This window comes from Streptomyces sp. NPDC102360 (genome assembly GCF_044766085.1).
Taxonomy (GTDB): domain Bacteria; phylum Actinomycetota; class Actinomycetes; order Streptomycetales; family Streptomycetaceae; genus Streptomyces.
In genome coordinates, this window is the sequence record NZ_JBIWLG010000003.1 from 215,086 (window position 1) to 230,473 (window position 15,388).

Annotated in this window: 12 protein-coding genes; 2 read left to right on the forward strand and 10 right to left on the reverse strand. The window is 71.9% G+C overall.

Annotated elements, in window-relative coordinates; all coding sequences use genetic code 11:
- Positions 1-1,101, reverse strand: coding sequence for a nitronate monooxygenase (locus tag ACIRHA_RS15235; RefSeq protein ID WP_403844957.1), 1,101 nt, complete (start codon positions 1,099-1,101; stop codon positions 1-3).
- A 169-nt stretch (positions 1,102-1,270) separates the two neighbouring features.
- Between ACIRHA_RS15235 and ACIRHA_RS15240 the strand changes: the two genes are divergently transcribed.
- Positions 1,271-3,076, forward strand: coding sequence for a serine hydrolase (locus ACIRHA_RS15240; protein WP_403844960.1), 1,806 nt, complete (start codon positions 1,271-1,273; stop codon positions 3,074-3,076).
- Positions 3,077-3,127: 51 nt separating this feature from the next.
- Here ACIRHA_RS15240 and ACIRHA_RS15245 read toward each other — a convergent pair whose 3' ends face one another.
- The 4 genes from ACIRHA_RS15245 to ACIRHA_RS15260 all read right to left on the reverse strand — a co-directional run bounded on the left by ACIRHA_RS15245 (position 3,128) and on the right by ACIRHA_RS15260 (position 9,788).
- Positions 3,128-4,687, reverse strand: coding sequence for a phytoene desaturase family protein (locus tag ACIRHA_RS15245; RefSeq protein WP_403844963.1), 1,560 nt, complete (start codon positions 4,685-4,687; stop codon positions 3,128-3,130).
- A 51-nt stretch (positions 4,688-4,738) separates the two neighbouring features.
- Positions 4,739-6,952, reverse strand: a complete 2,214-nt coding sequence (locus tag ACIRHA_RS15250; protein WP_403846472.1) for a tetratricopeptide repeat protein — start codon at positions 6,950-6,952, stop codon at positions 4,739-4,741.
- A 116-nt stretch (positions 6,953-7,068) separates the two neighbouring features.
- Complete coding sequence (locus ACIRHA_RS15255) at positions 7,069-7,950, reverse strand: oxygenase MpaB family protein (protein WP_403844964.1); 882 nt, start codon at positions 7,948-7,950, stop codon at positions 7,069-7,071.
- A 77-nt stretch (positions 7,951-8,027) separates the two neighbouring features.
- Positions 8,028-9,788, reverse strand: a complete 1,761-nt coding sequence (locus tag ACIRHA_RS15260) for an aminotransferase class I/II-fold pyridoxal phosphate-dependent enzyme (RefSeq protein WP_403844966.1) — start codon at positions 9,786-9,788, stop codon at positions 8,028-8,030.
- Between the two features lie 179 nt (positions 9,789-9,967).
- Between ACIRHA_RS15260 and ACIRHA_RS15265 the strand changes: the two genes are divergently transcribed.
- Entirely contained in the window at positions 9,968-10,996 is a 1,029-nt protein-coding gene (locus ACIRHA_RS15265) for an endonuclease/exonuclease/phosphatase family protein (protein ID WP_403844968.1), read from the forward strand.
- On the opposite strand, the gene ACIRHA_RS15270 is transcribed toward ACIRHA_RS15265, so the two are convergent.
- The 5 genes from ACIRHA_RS15270 to ACIRHA_RS15290 form a co-directional block, all read right to left on the reverse strand.
- The gene (locus tag ACIRHA_RS15270) at positions 10,953-12,131 is read right to left on the reverse strand and encodes an acyl-CoA dehydrogenase family protein (protein WP_403844971.1); all 1,179 of its coding nucleotides are present in this window, start codon (positions 12,129-12,131) and stop codon (positions 10,953-10,955) included. The genes ACIRHA_RS15265 and ACIRHA_RS15270 overlap by 44 nt on opposite strands.
- Before the next feature lie 174 nt (positions 12,132-12,305).
- Positions 12,306-12,734, reverse strand: coding sequence for a ferredoxin (locus tag ACIRHA_RS15275; protein ID WP_403846474.1), 429 nt, complete (start codon positions 12,732-12,734; stop codon positions 12,306-12,308).
- 142 nt (positions 12,735-12,876) lie between these two features.
- Positions 12,877-14,004 carry an enolase C-terminal domain-like protein gene (locus ACIRHA_RS15280; protein WP_403844973.1) on the reverse strand — a complete coding sequence of 376 codons (1,128 nt, stop codon included), beginning with the start codon at positions 14,002-14,004 and terminating at the stop codon, positions 12,877-12,879.
- Between the two features lie 19 nt (positions 14,005-14,023).
- Positions 14,024-15,016, reverse strand: a complete 993-nt coding sequence (locus ACIRHA_RS15285) for a TIGR03557 family F420-dependent LLM class oxidoreductase (protein WP_403844975.1) — start codon at positions 15,014-15,016, stop codon at positions 14,024-14,026.
- Between the two features lie 181 nt (positions 15,017-15,197).
- Positions 15,198-15,368: a hydrophobic protein gene (locus tag ACIRHA_RS15290; protein WP_403844977.1), complete on the reverse strand. Its 171-nt coding sequence runs from the start codon at positions 15,366-15,368 to the stop codon at positions 15,198-15,200.
- Positions 15,369-15,388: the final 20 nt, after the last annotated feature.

A 15,388-nucleotide genomic window follows, 5' to 3' on the forward strand; every position in this document is an offset into this window, starting at 1 on the left:
TCACCGTCCTGCAATCTTGTTGATGCGGTCGATCGCCTTCTCGAAGCCGCGCGTCAGGTCGTCGAAGACCGCCTGGACGCTGCGCTCCTCGTTCATCCGCCCCACGATCTGCCCCACGGGCGTGCCGAGCAGCGGCTCCACCTCGTACTTCTGGATCCGGGACACGGCCTCGGCGACGAGCAGGCCCTGCAGGGGCATCGGCAGGGTGCCGGGGCCCGCCGGGTCGTCCCACGCGTCCGTCCACTCGGTGCGCAGCTGGCGCGCGGGCTTCCCGGTCAGCGCGCGTGAGCGCACCGTGTCGCCGGAGCCCGCGGCGAGCAGTTTGCGGGTGACGGCGGGCGAGTGCATGTCGGCCTCCGTCGTCGTCAGCCACACGGAGCCCAGCCACACTCCCTGCGCGCCGAGCGCGAGCGCGGCCGCGACCTGCTGGCCGCTGCCGATGCCGCCCGCGGCCAGGACCGGCAGCGGGTCGACGGCCTCCACGGCCTCCGGGGTGAGCACCATGGAGGCGATATCGCCGGTGTGGCCGCCGGCCTCATAGCCCTGCGCGACGACGACGTCGATGCCCGCGTCCGCGTGCTTGCGGGCGTGCTTGGCGCTGCCCGCGAGGGCGGCCACGAGGATGTCGTGCTCGTGGGCGCGCGCGATGACATCGGCGGGCGGCGATCCGAGCGCGTTGGCGAGGAGTTTGATCGGGTAGTCGAAGGCGACGTCGAGTTGGCTACGGGCGACCTGCTCCATCCAGCCGGTGATGCGCCAGCCGGACGCCTCGCCCTCGGCGAGTTCCGGGACGCCGTACTTGGCGAGGGTCTCCTGGACGAACGTCCGGTGTTCCGGCGGGATCATCGCCTCGATGTCGGCCTCAGTGACGCCTTCGACCTTCTTGGCGGGCATGACGACGTCGAGGCCGTAGGGCCGGCCGTCCACATGTCCGTCCAGCCAGTCGAGGTCGCGTTTGAGTTCGTCGGGTGCCGTGTAGCGGACCGCACCGAGCACGCCGAAGCCTCCGGCCCTGCTGATGGCGGCGGCCACCGCAGGAAACGGCGTGAAGCCGAAGACGGCGTGCTCGATCCCCAGTTTCTTGCTCAGCTCCGTCTGCATGCGCGCAGGATGCCGCAGCGCGGCGGACGACGGAAGAGGTTTTCTGATGCGGCGTCAGATTCTTCACCGGCCGGTCATGCCGCACGGGTGTTGACACGAGGCAGCGCTGACAGCGAAGTTTCATCCGACTCGGTAGATCCCGAAAGTATTTTTCAGAAAGGCCTCGTCCATGAGCGGAGCACCCGAAGCAGCGGACAGACCATACGGCGGCGCCTCGGGCCCCGGCCTGACCAGGCGACAGTTCGGCGCGGCAGGCCTCGCGCTGGGCGGCGCCCTGGCCCTCACCCCGTTCCCCGCGGGCCCCGCCGCGGCCGCCACCGAGGCCGCGACGACCCGGCCGACCCTGCGACGCGGCTCCCCCGAGCGCGCCGGTCTCCTCGCGGGCCATCTGCGCCAACTCGTCGCGGACGCCGAGAAGTTCCTCGGCCCCTCCCCCAAACACCCCTGGTACGCGGGCGCGGTGCTGCTCGCGGGCCGCGGCGGCACGGTCGCGCTGCACCAGCCGATCGGCAAGGCGGTGCGCTACTCCCACTACGACGACAAGACGGACACGGGGATCGAGTTCCCCGCCGACCAGCAGATCGACATGGCCGACGACACCGTCTTCGACCTCGCCTCGATCTCCAAGCTGTTCACGTCCATCCTGGCCGTGCAGGAGTTGGAGCGCGGCGCGCTGGAACTCGAGGCGAAGGTCGTCACGTACCTGCCCGAGTTCACCGGCGGCGGCAAACAGGACGTCACGGTCCGCCAACTCCTCACCCATACCTCCGGGTTCCGGCCCGACATCGCCTTCTACAAGGAGTCCGAGCGCGAAGCGCAGCTCGCCCTCCTGTGGAAGGAGGCGCTGATCAACCCGGCGGGCAGCACATACCTGTACTCGGACCTCAACCTCATCACGCTCCAGCTCGTCGTCGAGAAGCTCACCGGCAAGCGCCTGGACGTGCTACTGCCCGAGCGGATCACGGGGCCGCTCGGCATGACCCGCACCCGCTACAACCCGCCCGCCTCCTGGAAGCCCAAGGTGGCGGCGACCGAGGACGCCCGCGCGCCGTGGTCTGGCCTGGACCGGGGCCTGGTGTGGGGCGAGGTGCACGACGAGAACGCGTACGCTTTCGGCGGTGTGGCGGGTCACGCGGGCGTCTTCTCCTGCGCCTGGGACATGGCGGTGCTCGGCCGGGCGCTGCTCAACGGCGGGGTCTACGGCAAGGCCAGGATCCTGTCCCAGAAGTCCGTGGACCTGATGTTCACCAACTTCAACACGGACTTCCCGGGCGACGAGCACGGCCTCGCCTTCGAGCTCTACCAGCACTGGTACATGGGCGCGATGGCGACGCCGCACACGGCGGGCCACACCGGGTTCACGGGCACCTCGCTCGTGCTCGACCCGACGACCGACTCGTTCCTCATCGTGCTGGGCAACTCCGTGCACCCCGTGCGCAGTTGGCGATCCGGTTCCGCTCCCCGGGTCGCCGCGGGCAACAACATGGCGCGCGCGGTCGCGGTGCACCCCAAGCACGGCCGAACCGCCTGGTTCTCCGGCATGGCGAGCGCCACGTCGGCGACGCTGACGCTGCCCGATCTGCGTCTCTCCTCGGACAAGGCGCGCCTCGCCTGCGAGTTGTGGTGGGACACGGAGCCGCACTCCGACTTCCTGTTCCTGGAGACGTCGACGGACGGCGGCAGTACCTGGAAGCCGCTGCCGTTCACCACGGACCGCTCCGACGCGCACCCGTCCGGTGCGGTCGACGGCTACGCCGACCGCACCTGGCACCGCCTCACCGCCGACCTCGGCCCCTTCGCCACGGCGTCGCTCCGCCTGCGCTGGCGCTACGCGACGGACCAGCTGTACGTCGGCCGGGGCGCGTACGTCGACGGCATCCGCGTTCTCGACGGGGACGAGGTGGCGTTCGACGAGGCGCGCCCGGCGGACGCGTCCCGCATCGAGGCGAATGGGTGGACGGCCTCACGGGACTGAGGTCTACGCGCGTGCGGGTGGGGTCAGTTGTCTACGCGCACGCGCCTGCGGTCAGCGGCCGAGCACCGCCATCGCGGCGTTGTGCCCCGGAATCCCGCTGACCCCGCCGCCGCGCACGGCGCCCGCGCCGCACAGCAGCACATTGGCGTGCGCCGTCTCCACGCCCCACCGTCCGGTGGTACCGGAGGCGTACGGGAACGAGAGCTCCCGGTGGAAGATGTTGCCGCCGGGAAGCCGCAGGTCCCGCTCCAGGTCGAGCGGGGTCTTCGCCTCGATGCAGGGGCGGCCCTCGCCGTCGAGCGCGAGACAGTCCTCGATCGGTTCGTCGAGGTGGGCGTCGAGCTGGGCGAGCGTGGCCTTCAGGAGGTCCGCGCGGGCCGTGTCGTTGTCGGCGGCGAAGAGCCGGGCCGGGGTGTGCAGTCCGAACAGGGTGAGCGTCTGGTAGCCGCGTGCGACCAGGTCCGGGGCGAGGATCGTCGGGTCGGTCAGCGAGTGGCAGTAGATCTCGGAGGGCGGCGCGCTCGGCAGGGCGCCGGCGGCGGCCTCGGCGTGCGCGGTCGCCAACTGCCGGTACCCCTCCGCGACATGGAAGGTTCCGGCGAACGCCTCGCGCGGGTCGACGGAGGTGTCCTTCAGCCGCGGCAGCCGCTTCAGCAGCATGTTGACCTTGAGCTGGGCGCCCTCCGCCGGAGCGGGTGGGGCGTCGCCGATGAGCCGGGCGAGGTCCTGCGGTGAGGCGTTGACGAGGACGTGGCGGGCGGCGACGGTGCCCTCGGATTCAGCTGTCCTGTACGTGACCTCGGCCTCGGTGCCGTCCGTCTCGATCCGGGTCACCTCGTGCCCGGTGACCAGGTCGGCGCCGGCCGAGCGGGCCGCCGCTGCGAGCGCGTCCGTGAGGGCGCCCATGCCGCCGACGGGGACGTTCCAGTCGCCCGTGCCGTTGCCGATCACGTGGTACAGGAAGCAGCGGTTCTGGGCGAGGGACGCGTCGTGGGCGTCGGCGAAGGTGCCGATCAGGGCGTCGGTGAGGACGACGCCGCGCACCAGGTCGTCGGTGAAGTACTCCTCGATGCCGACGCCGATGGGATCCTCGAACAGCAGCCGCCAGGCCTGCTCGTCACCGACCCGCTCGCGCAGCGCGTCCCGTGAAGGGAGGGGCTCGGTGAGCGTCGGGAAGACTCGTTCCGCGATGCGCCCGGTCGTCTCGTAGAAGCGGGCCCACGCCTCGTACTCCCGCTCACCGCCGGTGAGTTCGCGGAACGCGGCACGCGTGCGCTCCTCCCCGCCGCCGACGAGCAGTCCCGTCGGCCGGCCGCCGCGGACGGTCGGGGTGTACGAGGAGACGTCGCGGTTCGCCGTCGCGAAGCGCAGTCCCAGGTCCGCCACGATCTTCTCGGGCAGCAGGCTGACGAGGTACGAGTAGCGCGAGAGGCGGGCGTCGACGCCGGGGAACGGGCGGGTGGAGACCGCCGCCCCGCCGGTGTTGCCGAGGCGTTCGACGACGGCGACGGACTGTCCTGTGCGGGCCAGGTAGGCGGCGGCCACCAGGCCGTTGTGGCCGCCACCGACGATGACCGTGTCGTAGCGTTCGCGGAGATCATGTGCGGGCATGGCCCTTGGTAACACGCGCCGCGCGCGATGGACCAGAGGTCGGGACCGTGGTCACGCTCCGGGCGCGCCCTGTTGGCGCAGCGCCGCCACCCTGCGGTACAGGGCGACCGCGTCCGCCGTGCGGCCGAGCTGCTCCAGGCAGTGGGCCTCGTCGTTGCGGCTGGCGAGGGTGCTCGGGTGGGCCTCGCCGAGGACGCGCTCGCGGGCGGTGGAGACGGCGCGGTACTCGCCGAGGGCGTCCCGCCAGCGGCCGAGCCAGCCGAGGCCGACGGCCACCTCGCGGCGGCTGACGAGCGTGTCCGGATGGTCGGCGCCGAGCACGCGCCCGCGGATCGCGCACACGTCGCGGGCCTCCGCGAGGGCCTCCTCCCAGCGGGCCAGCCGCCCGAGGTTCACGCCGAGCCCGTGCCGGGCGCGCAGCGTCTCGGGGTGGTCGGGACCGCTGACCCGCGTACGGTCGTCGATCAGGTCGCGGTAGAGGGTGAGGGCCTCGGCGCTGCGGCCGAGCCGGCCGAGGCTGATACCCACTTCGTAGCGCGCGGCGAGGGTGTCGGGGTGGTCGTTGCCGAGGGCGCGCGCCCTGACCCGAGCGACGTCCTGATACGTCCGCAGGGCCTCGCTCCACCGGCCCAACTGCCCCAGCGCGTAGCCGGCCTCGCAACGCGTGACGAGCGTGTCGGGATGGTCGGCGCCGAGCACGCGGGCGCGGGCGTCGGCGACCTCTTCCGCCATCCGGTACGAGTCCTCAAGGCGTCCGAGCCTGCTGAGGTTGAAGGCGAGGTTGTGGCGGCAGCGCAGGGTGTCCGGGTGCTCGGGCCCCATGGCCCGCTCGCGGGCGGCGAGTACGGCGCTGTACACCTGGTGCGCCTCGAAGTGCCGCCCCAGCTTCCCCAGTACGTACGCGACTTCCTGGCGCGCCCCGAGCGTGTCGGGGTGCTCGGGGCCGAGGATCCGCTCGCGCCCCTCGACGACGCCGCGGTACTCGCGCAGCGCGTCGGCTGCCCGCCCGGTGCGGCTGAGGGTGAAGGCGACCTCGTAGCGGCTGGCGAGGGTGTCGGGGTGGTCGGGGCCGAGGGCGTGCTCCCGCTCGGCCGCGACGGAGCGGTGCACCTCGCCCGCCTCGGTCCAGCGTTCGAGTCGGCCGAGGCTGAGCCCCGCGTTGTGCCGGGAGGCGAGGGTGGCGAGTAGCTCCGGGGCGGGGGTGGGGCGCCTGGCCACTACCGGAGCGGCCGGTGTGCGGTCGGTGTCGCGCGGGACCCACTCACCGGAGAGGCCTGCCGCGGTGTCCGGGGGTGTGACGCGCGGGCCGGGGCCGCCGGTGGCCTTGTGGCCTGTGGTCATGCCGCGGGTCCAGGAGGGCAGCCGGGGTTCGCGGGGCGCGGGTTGCCGCGGGACTTCCGGTTGTTCGCGCACAGGCGTGTGCGTACCCGGCTCGATCCGTGTCGCGCGCACCGTCGGCACGTACGTCCCGGGTCCGGGCCGTGCGCCTTCCGTGATCCGCCGCGCGAGCTCCCGCGCGTCGCGCGGCCGTTCCTCGGGGGTCTTGGCGAGCAGGTCCAGGATGATCCGGTCGAGATAGCCGGGCAGTTCGGGCCGGCGCCCGCGCGGCGCCTCGGGCTCGGTGTCGCGGTGTCCGACGAGCACGGACCACGCGTCTTCCAGGTCGAACGGCGGGGCGCCCGTGGCGACTTCGTAGAGCACACACCCCAGCGAGTACAGATCGCTCCGCTCGTCGACCGGGTCGCCGCCGATCTGCTCGGGCGACATGTAGTGCGGGGTGCCCATGGCGATGCCGGTGCCGGTGAGGCGTGCGGTGAACCCGATGTCGTGGCCGAGGCGGGCGATGCCGAAATCGCAGATCTTGGCGGTGCCGTCGCCGAGCCGCATGATGTTCGCGGGCTTCAGGTCCCGGTGCACGACGCCCTGTTCATGTGTGTAGGCGAGCGCGGAGGCCACCTGTTCGGCCATGTCGACGATGTCGTCCACGGGCAGCGGGTGGTGCCGGTTGGCGTCGAGGAGCTGGCTGAGGTTCTTCCCGTCGAGCAGCTCCATGACGAGATAGAGGATGCCCTCGTACTCGCCGAAGTCGTGCACGACCGTGATGCCCCGGTGCTGGAGCGCGGCGGCGACCCGCGCCTCCCTGCGGAAGCGCTCCCGCAGGATGCGGGTGAAGGACTGGTCGCGCTCGGGCCCGAGCGGCTTGAGGCACTTCACGGCGACATGCCGGCCGAGTGACTCGTCGCGCGCCCGCCAGACCTCGCCCATGCCGCCGCGGCCGATCAGGTCGAGCAGCTGATACCGCCCGTGGATCAGCCTGCCGCCCCGCGTCTCCCCCGTCTCCCCCACCCCTGGCATCTCCCGCCGTCGCCCCCGTCGCGTCGCTACGCCCTCCCCGGCCCGTCCAGTATGGCTTCCCCTCTGTCGACTTTGTACGGGGCGGGGCGGGCGTCGGCACCAAGTCTCCCCATGGCCCGCAGGATGTGCTTGGGCGGAAGTTGCCAGCGCACACGGGCGGGAATCAGGCGCAGCGCGGTGCCCGTGGCGCGCAGCCGGCGCGTGACGGCGACCGGTTCGGGGGCCCGTCTGCCGTACAGCTCATGGGCGTACGGCGGCAGTGCGGCGTACGCAAGGTTGGCCACGCGCCGCCAGAGGGCTTCGCGCGCGGGAACCAGCAACAGGTGGGTGGGGGGCCGCTGCAGAAAGTCGTCGACGTCTCGCGCCTCGGGCCCGGCGGCCAGCTGCGACCGTACGGACTCGAAGTACGCGGCCAACTCCGCCTGGCTTCCCGGCACCTTCTCCGGGTCGAGGCCGACGAGCCGGGCGCTGGTGCGGTGCTCGGCGACGTACCGGTCGGCCTGCGCCCCGGTGAGCCGGAACCCGGAGCGGCGCGCAACGTGCAGATAGGAGTCGATCTCGGCGCAGTGCACCCACAGCAGCAACTCCGGTTCGTCGACGCCGTACCGCTCCCCCGTGTCCGGGTCGGTCGCCCCCAGGTGGCTGTGGATCCGCCGCACACGCGCGCCCGCCTCCTCGGCGGCCTCGCTCGTCCCGTACGTCGTGGTGCCGACGAAGCCCGCGGTCCGCATCAACCGGCCCCACGCGTCGCGCTGGAAGTCCGAGTTCTGCATGACGCCGCGCACGGCGCGCGGGTGCAGCGCCTGGAAGTACAGGGCGCGTACGCCCGCGATCCACATCATGGGGTCGGCGTGCATCTGCCAGGTCACCGAGTCGGGGCCGAAGAGCCCGGGGTCCTTGTCGCGCATACAGCACCTCCTGCCCGCAGGCTACGCACAGCCCGGCGGCCGTGGGTTCGTGGACCGGGAACCCACACCAGTGCCCGTCAGGTTCCGGTGGCGTACGCGGCGGCGGGGGCCTGTACGAGAGGGAGGAGCACGTCCAGTGCGGCCTGGCAGGCGGCCACGATGCGGGCGTTCTCGTCGGTGTCGCGTACCGCGATGCGTACCGTGCGGCCTTCGTACGCCGACGACAGCGGTGACAGGTCGCGGAGGTACACGTCGTGGCGGCGGCATTCGGCGACGAGGCGCGCGGCGCTCGGGCCGCCGTGCGGCAGCGTCAGGTTGAGGAAGTTGGCCACGCCTTCCTCGACGGTCACCCCCTCCCCCAGTTCGGCGAGTTCGGTGGCGAGGCGGGAGCGCAGGGCGTGGGTGCGCAGCCAGTGGTCGGTGTAGTACGCGGGTTCGCGCAGGGCGGCGACGGCGGCCAGCTGGCCCGGGAGGCCGATCGCCCAGGGCGGGGTCCAGCGGCGCAGCTGTGCCGCGGTGTCCGGGGTGGCGACGAGGTGGGCGGCGCGGGCCCCGGAGAGCGCGTACAGCTTGGACAGGGAGCCGCAGACGACGACGCGGGGGTCCGTCGCGGCGAGCGGGGCGAGGGATTCGCCGGGGTCCACGTATCCGATGTAGGCCTCGTCGATCCACCAGCGGGTGCGGTGGGGTGTGGCGTCGATGGCCCGGCGCAGGTCGGCGGCCGGGAGGTGGGCGCCGGTCGGGTTGTTCGGGTTGACCACGACCACGAGGTCGTGGCGCCCGGAGCGGACGGTCTCGGCGAGCCGGTCGGTGTCGATGCGCCAGCCGTCCTCGCGGCGCAGCCGGAACCGGTCCGCGCGGCAGCCGATGACCTCTTCGACGACGTGGGCGTACTCGCCGTAGCCGGGGTCCATGAGCAGCACGCGGCTGCGCGGGGTCAGCCACTGGCCGAACGCCCGGAAGATCAGGTCGGAGGAGCCCGCGCCGACGGCGAGTGTCTCAAGGGGCAGGCCTCTGGATTCGGCGAGCTGGGCGAGGAGCCCTTCGGCTGCTGCCGGTGGTGAGGTCCGGCTCAGCCAGCCCGGGTCCTCGGTGAGCGCCGCGCGCACGCCGGGGGCGGGCGGGAACCAGGCGTCCAACACGTCGGCGGGCACGATGTGTTGGCGCCGGTGCAGGGTGCGGAAGTCGGTGCCGATGGCGGTGAAGGAGTCGCCGCCGTGCTCACAGCCCTCGGCTCGCGGCGCGAACGGCACGTCGAGGTGCCAGTCCACGGTGGCCCGCAGGCGGTCGAGCAGCCGGTGGTGCCGGGTGGCGGCCGCGCGGACCAGCTCGCGCACCTCACCGCTCAGCACCTCGAAGGCGACGGCTCCGCTGTGGACGGTGCGGCCGGCGGGGCGCAGCCCCGCGGCGCGGTACATGTCCAGCAGATCGCTGCGGCCCATGGCCACGATCCGGCGTCCGCCGCGCTCGGTGATCCAGCGCAGCGCCGCGTACATCAGCAGGAGTGCGGCCGCGGTGGACCTCCAGCGCGGTTCGACGGTGAGGATACGGACCTCGAACGCGTCGGGGTCGTCGAGCAGCGGCAATTCGGCGCGCGTGAGGTACTTGTCGAGGCCGAAGCGTCCTGCCCACGGCGGGGTGAGGCTGACGAAGCCGATGCGGTCGTCACCGCACGCGGCGACGAGGTACACGTTGTCGCCGTCGAGCCCGTCGCGCAGCCGTCCCTCCGTGTTGGGCGCGTGCTGGCCCAACTCCTGTGCGTACACCCGGTGTCGGAGCTCGTGGATCCACTCCAGGTCCTCGGGCGTGGCGGTACGCAGTTGCAGGTGACGGCTCATGGCTCCCTCGTTCCGCGGGCCGTGGGGGGCGGGTCCCATCCTGGGCGGACGCGGCACGGCGGCGGCAGGGCTGCCGTACGCAGGGTGCCTGAGTACGGATACTCAGGCGGCAGGGAACCCGATCACCGGGTGGCTCGTCCTGATCGGCAAGGGGTCGACGGGCGAGCGGGCAGGGCGGGATGAGCGAGCGGACGGACCGGACCGATCGGCCGGGGGCGGCGACGAAACCGGCCCCCGGTGAGACCTGGCGGCGCGGCCGGGTCCTCGCGACGCTCGCCGTCCTGACCGCGCTCGTTCTCGTCTTCCACCGGCAGGTCCCGAACACGCCGGGGCGCCTGGGGAGCCTGGTGGAGTCGTTCCTGCCGTGGTTCGGGGTGCCCCTGGTCGTCCTCATCGGCCTGGGGCTGCTGCGCCGAGCACCGCTCGCGCTGCTGGTTCTGCTGCTGCCGACAGCCATCTGGGCCCATCAGTGCGGTGTGCTGCTGCCCGACCCCTCGCCGGGCGAGCACGACCTCGTCGTGGTGCAGCACAACGTCAGTGACGAGAACACCGACCCGCGGGGCACGGCGCGCGATCTGTCCGGGCAGGACCCTGACCTCATCGCCCTGGAGGAGCTGCTGCCGAAGGCACGCGCGGTGTACGAGCGAGGGCTGGCCGCGAGCCACCCCCACCACGCGGTGATCGGCACGGTCGGGCTCTGGTCGAAGCACCCGCTCACCGACGTGCGGGCGGCGGACATCAAGCCCGCCGGGATCACCGAGCCGTGGAACCGCGGTCTGCGCGCGGTCGTTCACGCCCCGCAACGCGACATCGCCGTGTACGTCGCCCACCTGCCGTCGATACGGATCGGCGCGGGCGGCCTCAACTCGCGGTGGCGGGACGAGAGCGCCCGCAGGCTCGGCGCGGCGGTCGCCGCCGAGAAGACGGAGACCGTGCTCGTCCTCGGCGACTTCAACGGCACGGTCGACGACCGCGGCCTCGCCCCGCTGACCTCACAACTGGACGTGCCGGACCGCGGGTTCGCCTTCAGCTACCCCGTCGCGTTCCCCGTGGCCCGGATCGACCAGATCATGGCCCGCTCGGCGACCGTCGGCCGCATCCGCACCCTGCCGGACACCGGCAGCGACCACCTTCCCGTACTCGCCAGGATCGTCCTGGACCCGCTCAGCGCCGCACCCGCGGCATCCCCAGGCCGATCCACGAGATGATCTCCCGCTGGATCTCGTTGTTGCCGCCGCCGAAGGTGAAGATGACGGCGGAGCGGTAGCCGCGCTCCAGCTCGCCGTGGAGCACCGTTCCGGCGCTGCCCTCCTTCAACGCGCCCGCCGCGCCCACCACTTCCATCAGCCATGCGTACGCGTCCCGGCGGGCCTCGGAGCCGTAGACCTTCACAGCGGAGGCGTCCTGCGGGAGGAGGGTGCCCTGCTGGACAGCGTTCACCATCTGCCAGTTGAGGAGCTTCATCGCGTCGAGCCTGGTGTGGGTCTGGGCAAGGCGCTTCCTGACCCAGCCGAGGTCGATGACGCGGCGGCCGTCGGAGAGTTTCGTGTCCATGGCCCAGCGCTGCACGTCGTGCAGGGCACGGATCGCCATGGTGCCGTGGGCGGCCAGTGTGACCCGTTCGTGGTTGAGCTGGTTGGTGATCAGGCGCCAGCCCTTGTTCTCGTCGCCGACGCGGCGGGAGACGGGGACGCGGATGTCCTCGTAGTAGCTGGCCGTGGTGTCGTGCGAGGCGAGGGTGTTGATGACGGTGCAGGAGTACCCGGGATCCGTCGTCGGGACGAGGAGCATGGTGATGCCCTTGTGCGGGGGCGCGTCCGGGTCGGTGCGGACGGCGAGCCAGACCCAGTCGGCGGTGTCCCCGTTGGTCGTCCAGATCTTCTGGCCGTTGACGACGTAGTCATCGCCGTCCCTGACCGCACGGGTCTTGAGTGCCGCGAGGTCCGTGCCCGCGTCGGGCTCGCTGTAGCCGATCGCGAAGTCGAGCTCGCCGGAGAGGATCTTCGGGAGGAAGAACTCCTTCTGCTCGTCGGTGCCGAACTGCATGATCGTCGGACCGACGGTGTTCAGCGCCATCAGCGGCAGCGGCACGCCCGCCTGGGCCGCCTCGTCGAAGAAGATGAACTGTTCCATCGGGGAGAGGCCACGGCCGCCGTACTCCTTCGGCCAGCCCACGCCGAGCCACCCGTCGCTGCCGAGCCGGCGCACCGTCTCCCGGTAGAACCGCTTCTGGGCGGCCGGGTCCTCGTAGCGCGCGTACGCGTTCTCGGGTACGAGCTCGGCGAAGTAGGCGCGCAGCTCGGTGCGCAACTGCTGCTGCTCAGGCGTGTATTCGAGGTGCACGGCCCCTCCTGGCGGTCGACTGCGTGGTCTCCGGGAGCCGGCTTGCGCCAGCCTGACGGCGCACACAGTAGAACGCGTTCCAGAAATAGGGAATGCCGTGGACCGCAGGAACTGATGATGCGTCAGCCCGTCGGGCCCGAAGCCGACCGGCCCCTAAGTCGACCGGCCCCGACGTCAGCCGAGGGTCGCGAGGAAGTCCGTGCAGGCACGCGCGCAGGCCCGGCACTGTTCGGCGCAGTCGGCCGCTTCGCGCGTACGGTCGCAGGCGTGCGCGCACTCCAGGGTGACGGCCCGGCACCATTCGACCTGGAGCCGGATCCCGTACTCGTCCTGGTGGGCCTCCTCCGACAGCAGCCGGCAGGTCGCGTCGCACACCTCGACGCTGAGCAGCAGCGCGCGCCGCAGGCCGTGCGGCGCCTCGGCCTGCGGCGGGGCTTCGTTCGGGACCGGGCGCACGGGCCCGTGCATCTGCGGGGCGACGGGGCCCAGGTCGGTGGAGCTCACCAGCAGGGCGCAGGCGCGGGCGCACTCCGTGCACGACTGCGCGCAGGCGAAGCGGTCCTCGAGGAAGCGGACGAGGTCGTCCTTGGGCGGTTCGGTCATCAGGGCACGGTCGGCACCCGTGCGGTCCTCGGCGTATGGGGACGGATACTTCGCCAGGGAGGTCACCGGCCCAGCTCCTTTCAGGGAACGTACGGCTTCGGTGCGAGTAGCCGGATCGGCGGGCGGCAAACCGCATGGCCGGTTACGTCACCCGGTATTCCTCCGCCTCCTCGGTTCTCAGGGTCAGGCCGTTGCCCGGGCCGTTCCGGCCGGGGCGCACCGTTCCGCCCGAGGGGTCAAGGACGCCCGCGAAGAACATCGACTCGATCCGGACGTGGTCGTGGAACCACTCGACGTGGCGGAGGTTCGGGACCGACGCCGCCACGTCCGCGTGGGCGTGCGGGGCGCAGTGGGCCGAGATCTCCAGGCCGTGGGCGTGCGCGAGGGAGGCGGCGCGGAGGAATTCGGTGATGCCCCCGCAGCGGGTCACGTCGACCTGGAGGCAGTCGACGGCGCCCGCGGCGATCATGCGGGCGAAGTACGGGAGGTCGTAGCCGTACTCGCCGGCGGTGACATCGCAGACGAGGGCGTCGCGGACGAGTCGGAGGCCGGTGAGGTCGTCGGAGGAGACGGGTTCCTCGAACCAGCCGACCCCCTGGGCGACGAGCGCCTCCCCCACCCGGATCGCCTGCTTGCGGTTGTAGCCGCCGTTGGCGTCGACGTACAACTCGGCGTCCGTGCCGATGACTTGGCGGGCAGTGCGGACCCTTTGGAGGTCGCGGGGCACGGACCGGCCGCAGGCCTCGCCGATCTTTATCTTGACCTGGGGGATGTGCTGGCCGTGCACCCAGCCACTGAGCTGCGCGGCCAGGTGGCTGTCGTGGTACGTGGTGAAGCCGCCGCTGCCGTAGACGGGGACGGTGTCCCGCGCCGCGCCGAGGAGGCGGACGAGCGGGAGGTCCATGAGGCGGGCCTTGAGGTCCCACAGGGCGAGGTCGACGGCGGAGATCGCGCAGGACGCGATGCCGGGCCTGCCCGCGTTGCGGACGCCCTGGCACTGCGCCGTGTGGGCGGCGGGGATGTCGAAGGCGTCGCGGCCCTCGACGAGCGGGGCGAGTTGGTGGCGGACGACGTCGGCGGCGGCCGGGGGTGCGTAGGTCCAGCCGATGCCGGTGAGTCCGCAGGCCCGGGCCTCGACGAAGACGATCGTCGTGCTGTCCCAGGCGAGGGTGGCGTCGGCTTCGGGGGCGTCGGTGGGCACCGTGTAGGCGCTGGCGTCGAGGCGTTCGACGGGAAGGCAGGTGCTCGAGGACTTCGGGGTGTCGGTCATCATGGTCGTCTGCCGTGCCTCACCGTGCCGAGCCGCTGCTCGCACCGCTGGGTGCGCCGTTCTTGAGCTGCGGCAACACCGTCGTCCGGTAGAAGTCGAAGAACTCCTGCTGGTCCGGGCCGATCTGGTTGACGTAGACACGGTCGAAGCCGGCCCGCGCGAAGGCGTCGAGGGCGCTCACGTGCTCGCCGGCGTCGGGGCCGCAGGGCATCGCGCCGTCGACCATCTGCTCGGTGACCAGGGTCTCGGCCTGCTCGAAGTGGCGGGATGTGGGCAGCACCTGGCCGAGCTCCCCGGGCAGCAGCTGGCTGGCCCACAGCCCGTGCGCCCGGCGCACGGCCGCCGCCCGATCGGGTCCGTAGCAGACCTTGAGGCCGCCCGCGACGGGCTTCGCGCCGCCTCCGCCCTTACGGAACTGGGTGACCAGCTCCTCGTCGGGGCTCATCGTGATGTAGCCGTCGCCGACGCGGGCGGCGAGCGCGGTGGCCTGGGGCCCGAACCCGGAGATGTCGATGGGCACGGGGCCTTCGGGCCGTGTGTGGATGCGGGCGTTCTCCACCGTGTAGTGCTCGCCGCGATGGGTGACCTCGCCGCCGTCGAGGAGCTTGCGGATGACCCCGATGGCCTCTTCGAGCATCTCCATGCGCACGTGCGCGGAGGGCCAGGGGCCGCCGAGGATGTGTTCGTTGAGCGCCTCGCCGGTGCCGACACCGAAGCGGAAGCGGCCCTTCAGCTGCACCGCGCTGGTGGCGACGGCCTGGGCGAGGACGGCGGGGTGGATACGGACCGTGGGGCAGGTGACCGCGGTCTCGACGGGCAGCGACACCGCCTCGGCGAGCGCGCCGATCACGTTCCAGACGAAGGGGCTCTGGCCCTGGGCGTCGTTCCACGGGTGGTAGTGGTCGGAGATCCACAGGCAGTCGAAGCCCGCCTGTTCCGCCATCCGGGCCTGCTCGACAAGCTCGTGCGGCCCGAATTCCTCCGACGCCAGAAAGTAGCCGTACTCGGGCATGCCGTCCTCCCGGGAGTGTGGGTTGTGCCAGGCCTTCCGGGTATCCCCGGCCCACTCCAGGAAACCCGCCGTGCCACGACACAAGTGCCGTCCAGGCCGGTATTCCGCGGATCATTCCCGCCGGCCTGGACGGCACTTCAAAGGTTTCGTGCCGGGGTTTATCGGTACCTGGTTCGGTTACTCACCACCGGTACCATCGCGACCTCGATCCACTCGTCGTGGTACTGCGCATCACGAATCCGAGCAGCCACACGACCAGCACGGCAATAGCCACCCACCACAACAGTTTCACGGCGAATCCCGCGCCGAAAAGAAGCAGCGCGAGCAACAGGACCAGCAGAACAGGAATCACGGTGAATACCTCCTTGAGGC